Source organism: Methanosarcina siciliae T4/M (genome assembly GCF_000970085.1).
Taxonomy (GTDB): domain Archaea; phylum Halobacteriota; class Methanosarcinia; order Methanosarcinales; family Methanosarcinaceae; genus Methanosarcina; species Methanosarcina siciliae.
This window is the reverse complement of sequence record NZ_CP009506.1, coordinates 4,821,026-4,840,972: the sequence shown is the minus strand read 5'-3', so window position 1 is coordinate 4,840,972 and position 19,947 is coordinate 4,821,026. Positions and strand designations below refer to the sequence as shown.

General features: G+C 46.0%; 16 protein-coding genes. 2 read left to right on the top strand and 14 right to left on the bottom strand.

The features are described 5' to 3' along the window. Positions 1 to 37: 37 nt before the first annotated feature. Entirely contained in the window at positions 38 to 1,978 is a 1,941-nt protein-coding gene (locus MSSIT_RS20235; RefSeq protein WP_048174258.1) for a uroporphyrinogen decarboxylase family protein, read from the bottom strand. A 356-nt stretch (positions 1,979 to 2,334) separates the two neighbouring features. On the opposite strand from MSSIT_RS20235, the gene MSSIT_RS23805 reads away from it, so the two are divergent. Both MSSIT_RS23805 and MSSIT_RS23800 read left to right on the top strand, forming a co-directional pair. Next, positions 2,335 to 2,511: a hypothetical protein gene (locus tag MSSIT_RS23805; protein ID WP_156158919.1), complete on the top strand. Its 177-nt coding sequence runs from the start codon at positions 2,335 to 2,337 to the stop codon at positions 2,509 to 2,511. Beyond that, positions 2,508 to 2,714, top strand: a complete 207-nt coding sequence (locus tag MSSIT_RS23800; protein ID WP_148706089.1) for a hypothetical protein — start codon at positions 2,508 to 2,510, stop codon at positions 2,712 to 2,714. The genes MSSIT_RS23805 and MSSIT_RS23800 overlap by 4 nt, the downstream gene beginning before the upstream one ends. Here the strand turns inward: MSSIT_RS23800 and mtaA are convergent. The 13 genes from mtaA to mbhE form a co-directional block, all read right to left on the bottom strand. Beyond that, positions 2,678 to 3,784 (bottom strand): methylcobamide:CoM methyltransferase MtaA, encoded by a 1,107-nt coding sequence (gene mtaA, locus MSSIT_RS20230; protein WP_048174257.1) that lies wholly within the window; start codon positions 3,782 to 3,784, stop codon positions 2,678 to 2,680. The two genes, MSSIT_RS23800 and mtaA, sit on opposite strands and share 37 nt — an antisense overlap. Positions 3,785 to 3,863: 79 nt before the next feature. Next, positions 3,864 to 4,598, bottom strand: coding sequence for a helix-turn-helix transcriptional regulator (locus MSSIT_RS20225; RefSeq protein WP_231590145.1), 735 nt, complete (start codon positions 4,596 to 4,598; stop codon positions 3,864 to 3,866). Between the two features lie 79 nt (positions 4,599 to 4,677). Beyond that, positions 4,678 to 6,804: a PAS domain-containing protein gene (locus MSSIT_RS20220; RefSeq protein ID WP_048174255.1), complete on the bottom strand. Its 2,127-nt coding sequence runs from the start codon at positions 6,802 to 6,804 to the stop codon at positions 4,678 to 4,680. An 82-nt stretch (positions 6,805 to 6,886) separates the two neighbouring features. After that, positions 6,887 to 8,842: a hydantoinase/oxoprolinase family protein gene (locus MSSIT_RS20215; protein WP_048175155.1), complete on the bottom strand. Its 1,956-nt coding sequence runs from the start codon at positions 8,840 to 8,842 to the stop codon at positions 6,887 to 6,889. 246 nt (positions 8,843 to 9,088) lie between these two features. Then, complete coding sequence (locus MSSIT_RS20210; protein ID WP_048174254.1) at positions 9,089 to 11,044, bottom strand: hydantoinase/oxoprolinase family protein; 1,956 nt, start codon at positions 11,042 to 11,044, stop codon at positions 9,089 to 9,091. A gap of 289 nt (positions 11,045 to 11,333) precedes the next feature. Continuing rightward, positions 11,334 to 12,074, bottom strand: coding sequence for a metallophosphoesterase family protein (locus tag MSSIT_RS20205; RefSeq protein WP_082089087.1), 741 nt, complete (start codon positions 12,072 to 12,074; stop codon positions 11,334 to 11,336). Between the two features lie 918 nt (positions 12,075 to 12,992). Then, positions 12,993 to 13,367, bottom strand: a complete 375-nt coding sequence (gene mnhG / locus MSSIT_RS20200; RefSeq protein WP_048174253.1) for a monovalent cation/H(+) antiporter subunit G — start codon at positions 13,365 to 13,367, stop codon at positions 12,993 to 12,995. Continuing rightward, positions 13,367 to 13,642, bottom strand: coding sequence for a cation:proton antiporter (locus MSSIT_RS20195; protein ID WP_048174252.1), 276 nt, complete (start codon positions 13,640 to 13,642; stop codon positions 13,367 to 13,369). The genes mnhG and MSSIT_RS20195 overlap by 1 nt, the downstream gene beginning before the upstream one ends. Then, positions 13,639 to 14,136 carry a Na+/H+ antiporter subunit E gene (locus MSSIT_RS20190; protein WP_048174251.1) on the bottom strand — a complete coding sequence of 166 codons (498 nt, stop codon included), beginning with the start codon at positions 14,134 to 14,136 and terminating at the stop codon, positions 13,639 to 13,641. Before MSSIT_RS20190 ends, MSSIT_RS20195 begins: the two co-directional genes overlap by 4 nt. Beyond that, positions 14,133 to 15,701 (bottom strand): proton-conducting transporter transmembrane domain-containing protein, encoded by a 1,569-nt coding sequence (locus MSSIT_RS20185; protein ID WP_048174250.1) that lies wholly within the window; start codon positions 15,699 to 15,701, stop codon positions 14,133 to 14,135. The genes MSSIT_RS20190 and MSSIT_RS20185 overlap by 4 nt, the downstream gene beginning before the upstream one ends. Continuing rightward, positions 15,698 to 16,123 carry an NADH-quinone oxidoreductase subunit K gene (locus MSSIT_RS20180; RefSeq protein ID WP_048174249.1) on the bottom strand — a complete coding sequence of 142 codons (426 nt, stop codon included), beginning with the start codon at positions 16,121 to 16,123 and terminating at the stop codon, positions 15,698 to 15,700. Before MSSIT_RS20180 ends, MSSIT_RS20185 begins: the two co-directional genes overlap by 4 nt. Next, positions 16,116 to 16,571: a monovalent cation/H+ antiporter subunit B gene (locus MSSIT_RS20175; RefSeq protein ID WP_048174248.1), complete on the bottom strand. Its 456-nt coding sequence runs from the start codon at positions 16,569 to 16,571 to the stop codon at positions 16,116 to 16,118. Before MSSIT_RS20175 ends, MSSIT_RS20180 begins: the two co-directional genes overlap by 8 nt. Beyond that, complete coding sequence (gene mbhE, locus MSSIT_RS20170; protein ID WP_048174247.1) at positions 16,571 to 18,991, bottom strand: hydrogen gas-evolving membrane-bound hydrogenase subunit E; 2,421 nt, start codon at positions 18,989 to 18,991, stop codon at positions 16,571 to 16,573. Before mbhE ends, MSSIT_RS20175 begins: the two co-directional genes overlap by 1 nt. Positions 18,992 to 19,947 lie beyond the last annotated feature (956 nt).

The window sequence follows — 19,947 nt, the reverse complement described above, 5'->3', positions numbered from 1 at the left end:
TAGGAAGCTTTTATTGGAAAAAGAAGATAGAATTTATTTATCCTATCATCTTCTGGAGTTCGGGACCGAGCTCCTTTACCACATCAACCATTGCTTTCGAGGTGTCAAGAGGTGCACCTGGCGGGATTTCACAGCCCGTGGACATTACGTACTTGGACTGGAAACCGTTCTCTTTAAGGGCCTGGATAGCGCCTCTCAGGTTGCTTTCCGTGTCGTTTCTGATTTTCTGGACGCCTTCCGGCGAGTTGTCCAGGAACTGGATCGGGTCCACTTCACCCATCATGCAGCAGGTTTTCCCGTACTTCGGGATGAGTTCGTCGTAACTGTAGGAACCCTTGCCCTTCCCGGAGGGATAGTAGGCATAGCTGTACAGGCCTGTCCCGAACTTCGAGATCTGGATATCGTAGTGGACAGCGTCGGCACAGTTGTGGATGATATAAGGCTGGTCGTATTCCTTGAAGACCGGGACGTGCTTGTTGTACACGAACTGCCCGTCGAATTTCCAGTAGTCGTCCTGTCCCATGATGACATTGTTGGACCAGAGGTTGTCGATACAGAGGGCATCGCAGGCGTCTTCCTCAAAGAAAGCCCTGGAAACCTCGGCGACATAGTCCGCACATTTGTCCACGGCTTTGAGTACGACATCGGGGTTGGTGTTCATATCCCCGAGCACCCGGCTTGCACCCATGAGCTGGGTCAGGGTAAGGAGGGGGCCTTCATGGAAACCCACCATCGGAGTTGCCAGTTCGCTGTTCAGTTTGGCTCTTGCAAGCTTTGTTGCTTTAATCAGTTCATAAGCCCTTGTCCCTTCCTTAACTTCAGGAACCTCGATCTTTTCATAGTCTTCGAGGTGACCCTCGGAAGAAGGAGTGTCTTCTTCAGGGAACTTAACCCCGCAGCCCAGGTCTGCCGAAGTGATGGAAAGGTCGATCAGCCCGACAAACATATCGAGGTCAAGGTACTTTGATCCCAGGTAAGCGCTCTGGACAAAAGCATCCTCGTTTGTGGCATACTCCTTATAGGTCACGGGAGCAAACTTCCTCAGAACTCCGCAGGCAAGGGGATAGACAGGCAGACGGTCGACCTTCTTATCGGACATGGCAGAAACTGTCCTGTCCGCATGGGTCATGCTCTCCTTTGTTTTTACGCCCACGCTCTCAAACTCTTCGATAATTGCCTTTGCAGTCTCAAGCCCGATATCCACGGCTTCAACCGTGCCCTTCTTAGCCAGCTCTTCCTTGTATTTTACTTTGTTCAGGCTGATCTGTTTCTCACTCCACCTGAGATCAGCATCCGGAAGTTCGACAATAGCTCCTTTTAACCACTCGGTAGCTGCACTTGCATCATCCCTGGTTGCGTCAGCCCCTATTTTTGCCGCATAGTCCGCATTGATGGGAGCGCCACCGACCATGACCAGAAGAGAGTCTCTTAACCCTTCTTCTTTGAGCTGTTCGATGACCTTTTCCATACCCTGCATGGTTGTTGTCATGAGGGTGCTCATGGAAATAGCATCGGCTTTCTGGTCCCTTGCGCTGCTTACAAAACTGCTTAGGGGCACGTCCGAGCCCAGGTCAATCATGTCAAAACCGGCTGCAGTCATCATGGTTTTAACAAGATTCTTGCCGATGTCGTGCACATCACCTTCGACGGTCCCGATAATGATCTTGGAAGGCTTGTTCGTGGAATCGCTCTTCAGGTAGGGGGAGAGGATATCCAGCCCTTCGTACATCGCACCTGCGGAAACCATCAAGTTCGGGACGAAGGCTTTCCCATTCTCATACATGTCACTTACAATGGACATGCCTTTGGTAAGCCCTTCAACAATTGCGGTATAGGGGTCGATGTTAAGCTCAAGTACCCTGTTTGCAAGTTCTTCTATGATCTCGTCGTCTCCATCAACAACCGCTTCGGCCATCTGTCTGAATAGCTCTTCCTCGGAGATAGCGTCCGCTCCTTGATTCTCATTTTCAATTGCCATATTAAACCTCCTATATTCAGGAAAAACGGGCTTCTCATAAGTCTTAAGGCAAAAATGCCCTTCAAAGCCACCTTTTTGCGTCCGTCAAAAAAGTCTGAAATTCCTTCAGACATTACGGTTAACAGTAACACAGATTCTGTAAAACCGCACTTGCAATGTTTAATATACACTGGCTAATATATAGCATAACCGATAGCGTTTTTCCACCTATATCTGATTTTCTCAGGCCTTTTGATAAGAACTTACTTCCCAATATTTTCGAAGCTTTTGATGTTGACAGGACTTCGAGGATTCAAGGAGGTTTTGATCTTGAAAGCCCCCCTGAATAGCTCCAGACCCCTGACCTCGACAGGACCATGAATAAAGGAAGAAACCCGAAGATTATCAAGCACTTTGATAATATCAATGCCCTATTTCAGGAGCATAATGTCCTCAAAAACCTCAAAAACCTCAAAAACTACAGGAAAAATCCAGCTCTCTCAAAAAGGGAAAATAACCGACAAAGAGGATATTGCGGCAATGAGATTATTTGAGTGAGAAATTAAATGGAAAATTCGATAAAAATTTAATGGAAAATTCAATGGAAAATTCAATAGGAAATTCAATGAGAAATTCAATGAGAAATTCAATGAGAAATTCAATGAGAAATTCAATTCAGGTTAAGCAATTAGATTCAGATTATAAAAAAAGGTTTAAAGTTTATTTCGAGTATGTTTTCCAGTATTTTGACTCATAACATCCAGATTCATAACATTCGGACCTGCAGCCTTCGAAACTTGAAAAAGAGGAACCGTAATACTCATCTCTGGCCTCGACCAGCGCCTTCATATTTTCAAGAGGGGTAAGAGGAGCAATTCCACAGCCGGGAGCAAGGATATCAACCCCACTTTCCAGGGATTTTCTTGCTTCAGCCTTTACATCTTCGGGGCTGCCGCAAAGGAGGGTTGAGGAACTGGCAACGTTTCCTATAAGGCAGATCCCTTTTCCGAGGCTTTTCTTTGCACCTTTCAGGTCCCGGACTTTTTCTTCAACACTAATGCCTTCAAAACCACATTCTGAGAGAGTTTCCAGAAAAGGGGAAGCATTCCCGCACATATGCAGTATTTTCATTCCTCTTGCCTTTTTACAAAAATGCCCGTAAGCAGGTTTTATTAAACGGTCAAAGATATCCAGACTTAAAAGGTCAGGGCCTGATATACCGTCCGGGACACAGACCGCATCCGCACCTTCCTCAAAAAGGGCATTTGCATACTCAATACAGGCTTCGGTATTGATTTCAAGGCATTCCCTGATATAGTCCGGGGATCTTAGAAGCTGTCCCAGGTAGTTATTCGCCCCCAGGAGCCTGGAGCAAAGGGCAGCCGGGCTTTCTATCCCCGCGATCAGGGGGAGGGACTCTTCGGTTTTAGATTTCAGGAGAGAGGTTGCTTTCAGGACCGTTGGGATCCTGCCCATTTCCAGCAGGGAATCCGGAATTTCCGGCAAGTTCCCGGATTTTCCAAGAGGAGGAACCTTTACATAGGGCTGGATCTCCTTTGTGCCCCTGATGACCTCGCATCCCATCGCTTCGGAAAGTACCGTTACGCAATAAGGGTACCTTACAGCCTCCAGCTTCGTAATTTCATGGGCGGCCAGGGAAAGAGCTGCCATTTTTTCAGGATTGCTGTGGGCTTCAGGCCAGAAAACCCCGCACTTTTCCATGAGAGAAACAGTTCCTGTCTGGGTAACGGAAAGTACCGGCACCCTATCCGCAGCCTTCCCTTTCAATACACTCAGGAAACGGTCTCTTAAGTTGTAGTCACTCATGTGTCCCTATAATTTAAGATCTTTATAATTTAATTAATTTGATTATTTTTTTAATTGAATTTATGTTTCTAATTTGATTTTAGAGTTCCGACGTGGTAATCTGCCGTGAATTTTTCCTGTAGTGAAGGAAAAGGCTCTCTCCCCAGCTTATCGAGTCTTTTTCTACGCTCATCAGTGCATGGTTGTGGTATATTCCGTTCTTATAAAAAAAAGAGAGGGCAAGAAAGCGGTCGGTTACGATGCTGGAGGCAAGCCCGATATTGCAGGTGCAGACAAACAAATTAGCATTTTCCTTATTGAGATACTCTTCCAGGAGTTCAAAATATTCGTTCCTGAACCTTTCAAAAACGGGATCGGTAATAATTAAGGAGACGTTGATTCCCTTTCTTATGAGTTCGATATACAGGGAAGGAAGAGCCGGGCTGAAATAGGAGGAGACTTCCATCAGGTACCTTGATTTAAAGAGTTCGGTTTCGATTCGCTTCGGGAGATCGTACATCCGATCCAGTTCGGGCTCGACGAGTTCGCAGTGCCCCAGATCTTCGATCTGGTTAAGGAGATAAGAAGGGATGGAGTTGACATTATGGTTTTGCCAGTAATCCCTATTTTCTTCGTATACGTTCAGGGTTTTCAGGAGAGGGTCCATCTTATTTACGATCACTTCCCCCAAGCTTGAAAGTTTATACATTTCCCCCTCGTGGACAATTAGTCCCTGCCCTATCAGGATCTTGATCTGGGCCATAATCGCACTCGAAGTTCCGCCAAGAGTGTTCTTGATCTCTTCGATTTCTCTGGGCCTTTCAACCAACAGCATCAGAAGGTCTTTTCTCTTATCGGATAGGAATAAGGTTCCCAACAATTCCAGTTTCATTCCAGCTCACGCGCCATTTTGATCACTTTGGGAGTTTCACATGCATAAGGTTACCCAAACCTTCTTCACTTTCGAACCAGATCTCCCCTTTGTGGGCATCGACAATATTTTTACAGATATAGAGCCCCGATTCAAGCCCCTGGTACCTTCGAGTTACGGAGTCGTTGACCTGGTAAAGCCGGTCAAAAAGATAGGGTATAAGCTCTTTACTTATTCCCTTTCCGCTGTCTGCAATCACGATGTGGACATTATCTGCCCCTTCTTTTACTTCCAGTGCCAGCTTCCCCCCCTGCGGGGTGAATTTTATGGCATGGTCGACAAGGGCGGTAAAAAGGGCTGTCAGCTTTTCCCTATCACCCCTGATTTCGGGCAAACTGGCAGGGACTTCTTTTTCAACCTCCAGGGCTTTTTCACCGATCAGAAAAACGTTGTTTAAGAAAGCGTCCGAAAGGACATCTTTTAGCTGCATTCCTTCGAAGGAATAATCGATCTTCCCTGCTTTTTCCAGGCTCTGGTAGAGAAGGGAATCGACAAGGCGGCGCAGCTTTTCGGAATAATGGATAAAAGTATTAACCGCCTTTTGCTGCTGGCTGTCAATAGCATAAAGCGTCTCATAATCCATAATTTCCCCGTACTCCGCCCTTTCGGGAAACCTCATTTCTTCCACGAATTCGGTTTTCATCATATTCACGGAACGGAGTTCCTCATTTGCCCTGGATAGTTCCCCGGAATATGTCCTGAGGGCTTCTTCGAGCTGTTTTCTCTGGATAAGCTGCCACATACCCTGCATTAGCAAAGTTAGCTGCCGGACATCTGATTCATCGTAGTTTTCCTCTTTGTTTCCCACCCCCGCAACAGCAACTATCCGCTTTCCGTCAAAGACCGGGATATTCAGATGCCTGATCAGGTGCACATGGTTTTTCGGATACCCTTTCTTCAAGAGGTTCGGGGCAGGATAGTCATTGGTAATAATCGGTTTTCGCTGCCTTACAGCCTCTCCCCAGAGCCCCATACTCTTTACCGGGTAGATAAACTGCTTATCTTCAATCGAACACTCTTCCATCGCACTGTCAGACCAGGAATGCATTACAAGGGTGCTTTCATATGCGTCCATAAAAGCCAGGTACCCGAGTTTGCTGCCGGTCAACCGGACAGCTTCTTCCCTAGCAAAGTCCGTGATCTCTTTTAAAGAGGCCCCCGCCATCTGATCAAGTTTTACAAGGGCTTCAAGCCTGGACGCGTTGAGCCTCTGTGCAACTTCGGCTTTTTTGCGTTGGGTAATATCCAGAAGTATGCCCTGATAACAGGTAATTTCGCCTTTTTCATTTCTCCGGATCAGAGTCCTTTCGTCCACATAACGGACTTCCCCGGATTTTGCCAGGATCCGGTATTCCTTGCTGAAATAGTCCCGCCCCCCTTCGGTATTCTTTGAAACCTCAGCCCTTACATTGTCCAGGTCATCAGGGTGTATAATATCGGTATAAAAAATGCTCCCGGAGGTGAAATCTTCAGGCGTATACCCCAGTTCGGATATGTTTTCAGAGACAAAATCTACCGGCCAGCCAGGTTCGGCTCTCCAGAGGAAGACGATTACATGCCCGCTGTTAATTATTCTCTTAAGTTCATTTTCCGTATCCAGGGCGGAAGGCATCGTTTTTTCTGTATGTTTCCACCGGGAGATATCAAAGACAGTAACCTGAAACAAACATGCTTTCCCTTCCTCTTCTTCCAAAACCTTGATTTCGGCTTCGACCCACAGCACGTTCCCGGATTTATTCAGGAACCTGTACTGCTGGGTAAAGGAGTCGTACCCTCCGCGGCCTTTCCCGAGATTTCCCTTGGCATTCCTTTTGTGCCCTCCGGCTTCCCCTTTGTATTCTCCGTATTCCACTTTGCAGTCCGGATCTTTTCCTCTGTAATCTTTTTCTACATAAGCGGAAAACTTAGAAACGGCTATTTCCAGATCTGCAGGGTATATAATATCAGCGTACCTGAGACCTCCTGAAATAAAATCTTCCGGGGAATACCCGAACCGTACAATGTTTGCCGTAACGGTTTCTACAGGCCAGCCGGTTTCTGCCCTGCAGAGGAAAATAACTGCAGGGCCATTATTAACAAGAGTTTCCAGTTTCATGTCAATACCTATCATTTTCTCTTTGTCCCCGGGATACTCCTGTTTTGGTTCTCCTGATAAGGAAAAACTGGGCTGAAAAATAAAAAAGAATTTATCCTCATTTCAGTTTCAAGGGGCTTCCGATTCCGAGCCCCAGCAGCTTTGTTTCAAGGGGAGACCCCGTTCCTTTTCGGGTATCTTTTCTTTCCAGGTTGAAAAAGACCTGTTCCATGTCAAGCCCGTAAACCTCCATGTGCTCGGAGATCAGGCGCTCACTCAGCTCAAGCCCGTAATCCAGGGCTTCCTGGTAATTCCCGGATATTTTCCTTTCTTTTTCCGAAAATACCAGGTATTTTTCGTTCCCAGGCCCTGCAGGGCGAATCAGAACCTCACTTCGCTTAATTATGCTCCCGACAAGAGCCCCAACGGCATTTCCTACCTCATGGTGCTCCGGAATCCGGATATCCGCATCTACGAACTCAAGCAATTCGTCAACATACGCCCTGACCGGGGCCCCTATTAACACCACCGGAACTGTTATCTTGAATTTGGTATAAGCCGAGCTGCCCATGACTTTTTCAAGGTCACTTTTCCTGAGGTCCCTTACAAAAAAAGCAATTAACTCCAGCGCAATATTCTTTGCAAACTTTTGTTTAACCGCCCTGCAAAAGTCCTCTTCCCCCTGCCCGAGCGCGCTGCCAAGAACCTGTGCACCCAAACAGGATGCTTTTTTCTCCCAGGCTTCGTACTCCCCAAGCACATGCAGGGCGTCGGTAGGGGTAAACCCTATCTGGTTTATGCAGCGTTTCTGGACAAGGGAACGCAGGGTTTTTGTAAAGAGAAGAGGATGATCACCGGTTTTTTCGGAGAGCTCTGCTACGGAAATCGGTTCATCGCCGAGAGCATCAAAGATTTTCCTTTCGTACCTGTCCAGTTCGAATTCAACCGTGTAATTAAAGGAAGAATAATCTTCATAAGTTTCGGTCGGGTGGTTCTGGACAAAAAAACTTGTGGGCTGCAGGACGTCGTCCATGACCCTTTCCCGAAGTTTGCCGGTTCTGGAAAGCTTATCGATAAGGTTCGGGAAACGCTCTGCTGCCAGACAGAGGGGGATAACCCTGTTAGGCCCTATGAAAAACTTATTCCGAATCCAGACATGGCTGTCTCCGCCCACTGCCGATGTCCTCATTCTGATCGCCCTGACCATTGTTCTCCAGTCCCCGACAACCGCCCCGGTATCACTGATCTCCGGGACTCCGTCCTTGATAAAGGCGATATCGGTACTTGTACCCCCCACGTCCACAGCTACGCAGTTTTTTAGCCTGCTTATGTGCGCAGCCCCGACAAGACTTGCTGCCGGACCGGAAAAAATGGATTCTACAGGTTTTTCCTCTGCTTCTTCCAGCCTGGCAAGAGAACCGTCACATTTCATAACCATGAGAGGAGCACTGATATTTTTCGCCCTCATCGCAGCCAGGACGGATCGGATAAACATGGAATTAATAGGAATCAGGCGGGCATTAAGAGTAGCCGTAACCGCCCTTTCGTAAGCCCCGAGGTCCATGGAAAGTTCGTGCCCGCATACGACCGGCTTTTCCGTAAGGTCCCGGATACACTCTTTTACGGCAAGTTCATGTTCGGGGTTCCGGGCAGCAAAGTATGAAGAGATTGCATATGAAAAAACCCTGCCTTTTGTAGAATTAACAAAGTTCCTGACAGCTTCCAGGTCCAGCAGGTCTGCCTCACTTCCGTTAGCATCATGGCCGCCACTAACGGAAACCGTGTGCTGTACAGGCAGTTCCCTGTTAATCGAATACCCTGCAAGGACCAGGCCTGCAGGATGCCCTTTCCCTTCCAGGGTCGAGTTCGTTGCAAGGGTTGTGGAAACGGAAACAAGCCTGATATCTTTCAGATATCCGGGATTCAGGCCGGAGATTACCCCTTCTATTCCTAACAGGAGGTCCGAATGAGTTGTCAGGGTCTTATTCGTTTCAAGTACTCTTCCGTCCGAAAGGTCCATTATAACGGCATCAGTGTATGTGCCACCCGTATCGATCCCTAAGCCAAGTTTCATATTACTCATAATATATTTCGGGAATCCGAATATATAACATAGCCGATAGCGTTTTTTTCCAGGTTTAGATTGAATCAGCCGGTTTCACCTCGACAGGATCCCCGGGATAATCAAATGGAAGGAAATAATTAAAGGGTTTGAGATTATCAAAGCCCGTGACAAAATCAGGCCCGAAACTTCAGGAAAAATTAAAGTGGGAAGGAAAAAAAGAAGAAGGTATTTAAGAACAAAGTTATCGGTTGAGATTTATTTAAGTTTCAGAGGGTTTCCGATGCCAAGGCCCATCAGGCGGGTCTCTTTCTGGGCCCCGAAACCCGGAGTGAAGTCCTTTCTTTCAAGGTCAAAACGGACCTGCTCTTTCGGAAGCCCGTACCCGTCCATATGACCAAAAATCAGTTTTCCCATAAGCTCCAGCCCATAGTCCACAGCCTCATGATAATTATCTGCGACCCTCCGTTCTACTTCAGAAAACACATAATACTGCTCGGTTCCGGAACCTGCCGGACGGATTAGAATTTCACTTCTCTTGATGATGTTGCCGGCAAGGGCTCCTGCGGCGTTGCCCACCTCATGGAATTCGGGAACCCGGATATCTGCGTCGATAAACTCTCTGAGTTCTGGCACGTAGGCCCTGACCGGAGCCCCGATCATTACGACCGGAATATCGATTTTGAACTTTGTGAAGCGAGAACTTTCCAGCAGTTTTTTAAGGTCTTCCCGCTTGAAGTCTTTTGCAAAGAATGCCAGCAGGTCAAGAGCGATATTTTTTGCAAAAATTCTTTTTATTTCCCGGGAAAAACTTACAGGATCCAGCCCGAGGTAGTTACCTAGAAGTTCCGCGCCCCGAATAGATGCGTTACTGTTCCACATTTCATATTCCCCAAGCACATGGAGAGCGTCCGTAGGGGTGAAACCTATATGATAGATGCAGCGCTTCTGGACCAGGGAACGCAAAGCCTTTACAAACTGCAACGGATGTTTTCCAACCGTTTCTGCAATCTCGTATACTGAAACCGGTTCGTACCCTATAGCAGCAAAGATCTGGCGCTCATGGTTTTCCAGTTCAAATTCGATAGAGTAATTAAGGTCCTGCAGATCATCATCGGATTCGGGATTTTCACTCCTTACAAAGAAGCTTGTTGGCTGGAAGATATCGTCCATCATCCTGTCCGATATTCTTTCGGCTTTCCTCAACCGGTCTTCGAGGAAAGGATATTCCGAAGCCGCAAGGCAGAGGGGGACTACTCTGTTCGGGCCGATGTAGAGTTTTTTCTGTACCCAGACATGGCTGTCTCCCCCCATAGCCGAGGTCCTTATCCTGACCGCCTTCACCATGGTTTTCAAGTTTCCGACCACAGCCCCGCTTTCACTGATCTCGGGAACCCCGTCCTCTATCAGGGCGATATCGGTGCTCGTGCCTCCCACATCCACAGCCACGCAGGTTTTCAAACCGCTGATATGGGCAGCCCCTACAAGACTTGCTGCAGGACCGGAAAAAATAGACTCCACCGGCTTTTCAAGAGCTTCTTCAATGCGGGCAAGGGAGCCGTCACATTTCATAACCATCATCGGAGCTTTGATGTTTCTTGCCTCCATTACCGACAAAACAGCCCGGATGAACTGGGAAGTTATCGGGATCAGACGAGCGTTTAATGTTGCGGTTACCGCCCTTTCGTAAGCCCCCAGGCTCAGGGAAAGTTCATGCCCGCAGACCACGGGTTTATCGGTTAGCTGTTCTATTGTTTTTTTAACCGAAAGCTCATGTTCCGGATTCCTCGCGGAAAAATAAGAAGATACGGCATATGAAAAGAGCCTGCCTCTGGTGTTTTGAATGAATTCTTCCACAGATTTAAGGTCAAGACAGCCAACTTCGTTCCCTTTCGAATCATGACCACCATCTATTGAAATTGTTTCACTTGCAGGAATGTCTCCATTAACTGTGTAGCCTGCCAGGATCAGCCCTGCAGGATGGCCCTTGCCTTCCAGTGTAGAGTTTGTAGAAAGAGTTGTGGATACCGAAACAAGTTTTATATTGCTCAGGTATCCCTGTTTTAAGCCTGCAACTACGTTTTCGATTCCTTCAACCAGATTGGAATGGGTCGTTAATGCCTTGTTAAAATCAAGAATACTACCGTCTGCCAGGTTCATTAAGACGGCATCGGTGTATGTCCCACCAGTATCGATTCCTAAGCCCAGTTTCATGGTTTAGATTTTATTTTCAAAAAAATATAACATAGCCGATCAGGATTTTACAGGAGCCTCACGTTTTGCAGAGGGGTGAAATATTGAGGGAGCTGAAATAATAGAGGGAAAGAAATATTGAAAGAAAAGAATCGAGGCGATAAGGGAAAGTTGCAGTGAAAAAAAAGGAGGAAAGGGGAACTGATAAAAAAACATGAAATGGAGGAAAAGGTGAAAAAATAAGATGAAATATTCTATCGTATACCGTCATATATACTATCGTATACCATCATATACTGCTAATTAGATGTCATATTATACTGTCAACGACCTTCTCTTTTTTCCCACCGTAGAAAACTCTGTGAACCTGCAGGTGCCAGCGAGTACAATCGGGTTCTGGCGCTGCAATCTCAATGTAATTATAACATTGTGAGGCTTTTCCCCGGACCTTGGAAGAACAGACTGTGCCTGCACTGACAACAAGCATGTCGTTTAACCTCCAGACCCATGGGATATGCCAGTGTCCGCAGAGTACAAGGTTCACACCCGAATGGTCCAGAAGCTCAAGGACGTCCCCGGCGTCTACAAGCACGTTATTGCCCCTGCCTGTCCTGGGGATTGGAATCAGGTGATGGTGAAGGGCAAAAACCTTGAAACCGGGTGTTGAAAAAGCTTTCTCTATCCAGCCGTAGTTTTCCCTTCCGATGTGCCCTTCTTCAAGTTCCGGCTGGGAAGAATCAAGCCCTACGACCACGAACTCCCCAAAACTTCCGGAAGAGGACCTGGCCTTGAAAATGTCTTCGAAGAAAAGGTAACCTGCATTTCTGGAATCATGATTTCCGGGAACTATTACCTTGTTTTTGCATCCGATCCTGTCAATGAAGTTTTTTGCTCCATTATACTCGGCTGCGAGCCCATTTTCTGTAAGGTCGCCTGTAATAACAACTATATCCGGGTTATCCTGATTTATTTTTTCAAGCATTGCATCTGCAATCTCAGGCATATAGAACGCTTCTGAGAAGTGAATGTCCGAAAGATGTACCAGTCTTATAATATCTATTACCTCTCTGTCCTGCTTTCACATTCCGGCTTTTCAGGATTAGAATTTGCAGAGTATATTATATAGCTATTCGATTTAGTCTATATAATTGATACAAAGTATCTCTAAAATAAGTAATCTATATATAAAACCAGTTTAAATCCCGGAAATATTCCATCCATGACTTTAATTCAAAGGATCTTCTTCAATGCGAGCCATTTGTTAAAGGTGGTTCTGATTCATTTTTCGATCCGATTTGACTCTTTTAAGACCACTTCTTTCTTTTTTCAGAACTTTTCTGGACTCAGAATATTCCGTATTTTAAATTCGGTCTTTATCCTGTAGAGTCCTGTTCAGACCTGTTTTCAGATCCTGTTCGGACTCGCTTTCAAGCTGGTTCCCAAAAAAAGGAGTTCAGGTTTTGCGTACCTGACAAAGGAGACCTTAATTTCTCCGGGATTTACTGGCATAGATAGATGGAAAATAAAAATATATAGCATAACCGACGCTCTTTTTAGAAGGCAAGAAAGATTTTATTGTTTGGAAAAAACATTAACCTCCAATATCAAAATAAGCCATTTTTTACTTCCGGGTTGATTTTCATCCTGCTGAAATAAACTCATTCCTTCAAATTTTGAAGCCGTCTACTTTTTTACCGTATTATCCGGGAAGAACGATATCTGAAAAACGAAAAAGAAGCAGGAATAGAATTTCGATTAACTCAAAGACCCAGATTAGAACTGGAGAAAAAGAAGCAGAAACCTTATAGAAGGATTGTTAATCAGAAAAAATACGATAAGAACAAAAATACGATAAGAACAAAAATACGATAAGAACAAAAATACGATAAGAACAAAAATACGATAAGAACAAAAATACGACAAAAAAACAAAAAGATGAATGTGTTTGTGAAACACACTCATTACAGCTTCATTTTTTCTTCTTTGGGACGCTCTGTTGTTGTCCGCATGATAGCCCGTATTCATCTATGCATGTGCCTTCACAGAGTTTTACCCCATGGCTGTAGGCTGCCTTGCCGATCATATGGCCTGATATGGGAGCTGTAAGCAGAATAAAAAGGCATACAGTAAAAGCCTTTACTCCCATAGGGGTATAACCTTCCTGGATGATAATGCTCAGAAGGACTCCGAGAGCACCCAGCGTTGCAACCTTGGTTGTTGCATGCAACCTGTTGTACACATCAGGCAGACGCAGCAGGCCGAGCATTCCCAGACAGAGGAATATTAGCCCTACCACAAGGAAAAACACACTGATAATGTCCAGTACAGTGGAAATTGTATCCATTACAGCACCTCTCCCGTATCAAGATACTTTGCTACTATTACCGTTCCCACGAAGGAGATAATTGAAAGCAGCATAGCTACGTCCATGAGGTAGATCGAACTCCCCTGGAAAGCGTAGAGCGCAAATATCATCGCAAGGACGTTCCCCACGGCATCTGATGCTGCAATCCTGTCAGGGAGAGTCGGACCATACAGAACTCTGTACGTACTCGGTATAAGGGCGACTACCATAACGATCAGTGCCAGGAAATCTGCTTGTTCCAGTGTAATAATCATTCGAACGCCTCCAGTACATAGTGCTCAAGGTCGTCTCTTATGGAGTCACGAACGCCCTGCGGATCGGTTGCATCGATAGAGTGCACATAGAGGACCGATTTGTCCTCCGAAATATCCACGGTCAGGGTTCCTGGGGTAAGGGTAATGGTGTTGGCAATACCCGTAATTCCGATATTGGTTTTGGTCCGGATAGGAACCGCAATGATGCCGGGTTTGATATCTATCTTGGGTTGGATGACAATTTTTGCGACTACTATGTTAGCCTTTATGATCTCCTTGATCAAAACGTAAAAATACACAAGTTTCTTTGGAATTTTTGAAAGCCAGTCTCCAGTAGGTTGTATCACCTCATCCAGCCTGTACAGCTTGCTGAAGGGAGTCACTACTACAACTCCGAAGAGGAGACCGAGAAGCACACTTCCAAGGGTTATTTGCCCACTAACAAGGCACCAAACTACCGGAAGTGCCATATAAGTAATTGTGCGACGCTTCATCTGATCACCCTCACTATTACCGCATCAATATAAGGCTGCGGATCAATTATCTGGTTTGCAATGGTCTGTGAGAACTGCACAACAGGTTCTGGGTACAGTCCGAGGATCAGCACAATTGCTGCCAGTATCAGGATTGGAGCTACAATCAGGGGGGACAGTTTGTGGTGAGAATATTCGCCATGCTGTGGGTCCCTTTCTCCCCAGAATATAAGCATCCAGCCTCTGAACATGTAGAAGAGAGTAAAGATTGCAAAGATCACAGCTATCCCTATGGGCAGGTAGAACTGCGCTCTGAGGCCTGAATCAAAGAGCAGGAACTTGGCGATGAATCCTCCCATCGGGGGTACTCCGCCAATGGACATGGCTCCCACAAGGAAAGCAGCACACATCAAAGGAGCTTTGTTGACCATGCCTCCCATCTTGCGCATATCCCTTGTATCGGCAGTGTGGATGATTCCACCCGAGGTAAGGAATAACATGCTCTTGGCAAGTGCATGGTTTATCATGTAGACTACGGATGCGGCAAGGAGTAGAGCTGCAGCCTCAGTCTCCCCGGCTACGTTTGCCATTGCTGCCATCCCAAAGCCCAGGAAGATGTATCCTATCTGGGATACACTGGAATAAGCCAGCATGCGTTTTACATCCGACTGCCCTATTGCCGAGGTTGCTCCAAGGGCCAGGGTGACCAGAGCCGTGAAGAGGATGACTGGTCCGTACACTGCCTGGAAAGGAGCAAAGACCATAAAGAGAACCCTGAGTATACCATAAGCTCCGATTTTTATGATCACACCACTTAGCATTGCACTGATCGGGGACGGAGCTGTGGGGTGTACATCCGGAAGCCAGTAGTGCAGAGGGAACATTGCTGCCTTACCACCAAATACAATGATAAAGAGGAGGCCCACCGCATACAGGTGCCATGGCACAGCCCCTGTCTCGGCAAGCATCCGGATCTTAAGGGTAATGTCTGCCATGTTCAGGGAACCGATGGATGCATACAATGACGCGACTGCTATCAGCATCACATTACCCCCGAGAATGTTCAGAACCAGGTACTTCATAGTGGCTTCCATCTTGTCCGAAATCTTCGTAACCTTTGAGTTTTCGTTTGCAACTATCAGAGCTGCCGAGGAAAGCAGCATTACTTCGAAGAAGACGAACATATTGAAGATATCACCCGTCAGGAAGATCCCGTTGATACCTGCAAGCATCAGGTTGTAAAGGGAGTGGTAAGTCTGGTTCAGGGATTGGTCTTCTATGTAATCATAGGAGTAAATTAAGCCCAAGAAGCCAATAAAGCAGCTCAGAAGAACCATCCCTGCGCCCAGCAGATCGGCTACAAGTACAATCCCGTACTTTCCGAATTCTCCTACATCATATGCAATAATTCCGTTGTTCCAGACGGTTGTGATCAGGAGCACGCTTAAGCACAATAAGACAAAGCCAACTACGATGTCGAGTACCTTTTGCAGCCCGGGATTACCTTTGGTCAGGATTGTGACCGGAGCCATTAACAGAGGGATCGCAACCAGGAACATCGGCAGATTATCCATTAAAAAGCTCATTCTCGAAGCCTCCTGAGTTCCTGGACATCAACAGTACCATATTCTTCATTGACGCGGTAGCACAGAGTCAATACGAATGCAGTAGTTGCAAGCCCGATCACAATTGCCGTGAGCACGAGGGCCTGTACAAGAGGGTCCACGAATTCTGTATACGGATTGGTTGTTATCGGCCCGATAATTCCCTGTGTCAGGTTATCGTTATAGATAAGGCCCTGCTTAAGACCTTCTACAGCCTGTTCGTGCTCCAGAATCGGTACAAGGGTACCGTCGGTGAAAACTCCGCTTCCAACGATATACAGGTTAATGGCATGGGAAATTATACCGAAACCGATGATAACTTTCATCATGTCCCTGCGGAGGACCAGGAAAGTTCCTATCCCGAAGAGCAGAGCGATTGTAAGCTCAAGGAAAAAATTATTCATGTTCTCCCTCCGGACCTTTATCGGCTCCTAATTTAGTTGCAATAAACAGCAGACCTCCTACCACTACGAAGTACACACCAAGGTCAAAGAACATCGATGAGACCAGTTCAAGCTCAAACAGGTGCATACCTCCCACTTCTACGGGAACGAAATCAAAGGCACTTCTGAAGTATTTGTGGCCTGCAAATAATGGAGACCAGGCAGTTATGCTTGCGAACAGGAGCCCGTATCCAAACCACATGTGCCAGTCCGGGTTCCAGATTTTCTTGATTGCATCATACCCGTATGCGACGTAGATAAGTCCGATACCGGCTGCACAAAGCACACCGCCAATGAAACCTCCACCCGGCCTGTTACCTCCTATAAGCAGAAGATCGATTGAATACAGCATATCGATCATCAAGCAGACCTTCGCGATTGTTTTGGTAATTACTGAGGTATCGGCCATTATTCCTTACCTCCCTTCACCTTTTTTGCTCTGCTCAGGATAAGGCTGTACACCCCAAGGGCTGCCAGGGAAAGGACTGAGATTTCTCCGATGGTATCATACCCTCTGAAGTCCACGACTATCACGTTAACTACGTTAAGTCCGCCGGTCATTGCCAGAGCCTTCTCCATGAAGTAGTAGTTGAAGGTCTCGAACGGTGCCAGTACCCCTATATTTGCGTTTAACATTACGGCAAGAACTCCAAATGAAACAACACCTGAGATTAGCAGGTTCACCAGAACCTTACCTGCCGGCATAGGCTCCTTGAACTTCTGTGGAACCTTCATGACCACCAGGATGAAGATAATGGTGGACAGGGTTTCTACGCAGACCTGGGTCATTGCAAGGTCAGGAGCTTTGAGGTATACGTAAAGCAGGGCTACCAGGAAACCAAGCTCGGAGAGGGATATGACCGCAGGCAGGTATCTCGGTAGAAGCGCAGCACCAAGCGCTGCCAGAATCATCAGGGAGTAAAGTACGATCTCATAAGGCTGAGCATCGTAGATTATCCCTGCAGGCAGGATGTCACCGATACCTATACCCAGACCTATACCAAACTTATAAACCGGCCAGAAGATCAGGAAAATCATGAAGAGCAGTGTCATCTTGACATACACTCCAATGGGTCCTGGCTGGGCAAAAGCTGAGAACTTGTGGGCTATTCCCTTTGCGTTGTTTACGGTTGCATCGTACCAGTAGTTCACGCTTACCCAGGGAAGCTTGTCGTTGAAGCTGTTCTGCCAGGCAGCAATTGAGTCATAGAATTTGTAGAGTACAAGACCGATGGCAAAGGTTGCTATCGTCATCAGAAGCGGCGTGGTAACTCCGTGCCAGAGCGCTACATGCAGGTGATCCGCATGGGGGACAAGGCCGCTATAGGCAGGTTGGATCAGGACGCTTATCGGGAACTTGGGGTAGAGCCCGAAGAAGATGATCAGGCATACAAGGAAAACTGCCGGAGCCAGCATAACCCAGGGAGCTTCATGGACGTGGTGAGGGACATCGTGGTCGTGAGTCCTCTCTCCAAGGAAGATCCCATCTATCAGTTTGATAGAGTACATAAGGGTGAATACACCACCGGCCACTGCAACAGCGGGGAAGATAATAGCCCAGGGACCTCCATAGGTCTCTGAAACCAGTTCTCCGATTTCAAGAGATGTCTCGTAGAACATTTCCTTGCTGAGGAAACCGTTGAGGGGAGGAACACCAGCCATTGAAGCTGCTGCGATTACCGCAACGATAAAGGTCTTTGGCATCTCCTTACGCAAACCACCCAGTTTTCTTATGTCTCGAGTCGTCGCCTCGTGAGCCACAATACCTGCAACAAGGAAGAGGGTAGCCTTGAAGGTGGAGTGGTTCAGCAGGTGGAAGGTTGCTGCAGCAAAGCCCAGTCCCGGGTGTTCGGCAGTACTGTACCCGTACATAGTCATCAGGTAAGCCAGCTGGCTGATCGTAGAGTAAGCCAGAATAGCTTTGATGTCTGTCTGCCGGAACGCCATGAAACCTGCCATCACCATGGTGATCATTCCTGTCCCTGAAACAAGGATTAACCATTCGGGAGTTCCCGAAAGGATGGGGTGCATCCTTGCAACCAGGTAGACACCGGCCTTGACCATTGTAGCCGAGTGCAGGAAGGCGCTTACAGGGGTCGGAGCTTCCATTGCGTTGGGCAGCCATACATAGAACGGACCCTGAGCGGATTTGGAAGCAGCTCCTATAAAGATCAACACAAGGACTGCAACATAAAGCGAGCTTCCGTGGAGTGTCGAAAGGAGTTCGGAGCTCTGAGCAACTTCAGAGATTCCATAGGTACCTGTAACAACCCTGAGCATCAGGAAGCCTGCGAACATGAAAAGTCCGCCACCGGCAGTGATCAGAAAAGCCTTGGTTGCGCCGTATACGGATTCCGGTCTTTCTCTCCAGTATCCGATAAGCATAAAAGATGTTATACTGGTCAGTTCCCAGAAAATAAACATCTGGATCGTATTATCTGTATAGGCAATGCCCAGCATTGCACCCATGAAGAGCAGGAGCCACTGGTAGTACCTTGGCAGGTCTTCCTTTGTGGACATGTAACCGTTTGAATAAGACATGATGATAACACCAATGCCTGAAACGATCAGCGCAAGGAGCACGGCCATACCGTCTCCGTAAAAGTCCAAAGATAGACCAGCTGCCGGCAACCATGTAAACGAACCCGTCACAGGAGTGCCTGCCATAGTGTACGGGATCACCTGGGCATTCAACACAAAACACGTAAATGCGATAAGTGCTGAAATCCAGCCAATCCTCTGTTTGAATACACTATATAATACAGGTAATGTCCATGCGAGTATAAATGGTAAAAAGACAGCTATTACTATTGCATTAAATGGATCCATGAATCATCAACCCAACCTCTTTTTGGTTATTAATAGCGAATATTAGTCAGGTTCAAAAGTTTTAATCCAGAATTCAATCCACATGGGAAATAAAGATATAATGTGATCTTATATTTTCCTCGCGTATACTCTTTTGTCATATAGTAAAAATGTTTCGATTTTTACTGGACGCATCTTCAGTATCAAGCAAACTCTTTTGCGTCTAAAATTACATGCGAAATATTCTCAGATTATTCTCTGATTACAGTAAATACCTCCCTTTCAAAAATGCAGATTTTTACTTGATTTAAATCACATCCCACTTTTCTCATTAGAATTTTAGCTTTTCTCTGTTCTTAACGCTACCGATTTTGTTCTTATGGGGGTTTGATGGAACTTATGGCAGTATTTTGAATCATGGCCAATTAAATCCATAGTTGAATCATGGCCAATTAAATCCATAGTTGAATCATGGCCAATTAAATCCATAGTTGAATCATGGCCAATTAAATACATAGATCAAAAACCGATAGCATTAGGTTTACTAATTCCCATGTGGACCCCCAAATATTTGAAGATTTCCAAAAAACACTATCAAGAAAAATAGCAATTTAGAGAAAAAAAATATGAAAATAAAGGTCAGATAAAAGTTTTTTGCCTTATTGAGTAGCAATATAATCAAGAAAATTGGTTAAATTAATTAATAAGTTAACCCCCCATTCAGTACAATTTAGTTAAGCAACTAAAACTGTGAATGAGAAGATTTAATCTGAAAAAGCAACAGAGAATGATTCATTAGTGAGTTTATTTAAATTAATTCAATTTTAAAATATATATGATTACATATCAAGAAATTGAGACTTTGGTATAAAATGAATCAAATAGATAAAATAAAGAAATACTCACATTGAAAGTAAAAAAAATCAAAATAGAAAGAAACCCGAAAGAAAAATTTTCGCCAAAAAAAAGAAACGATG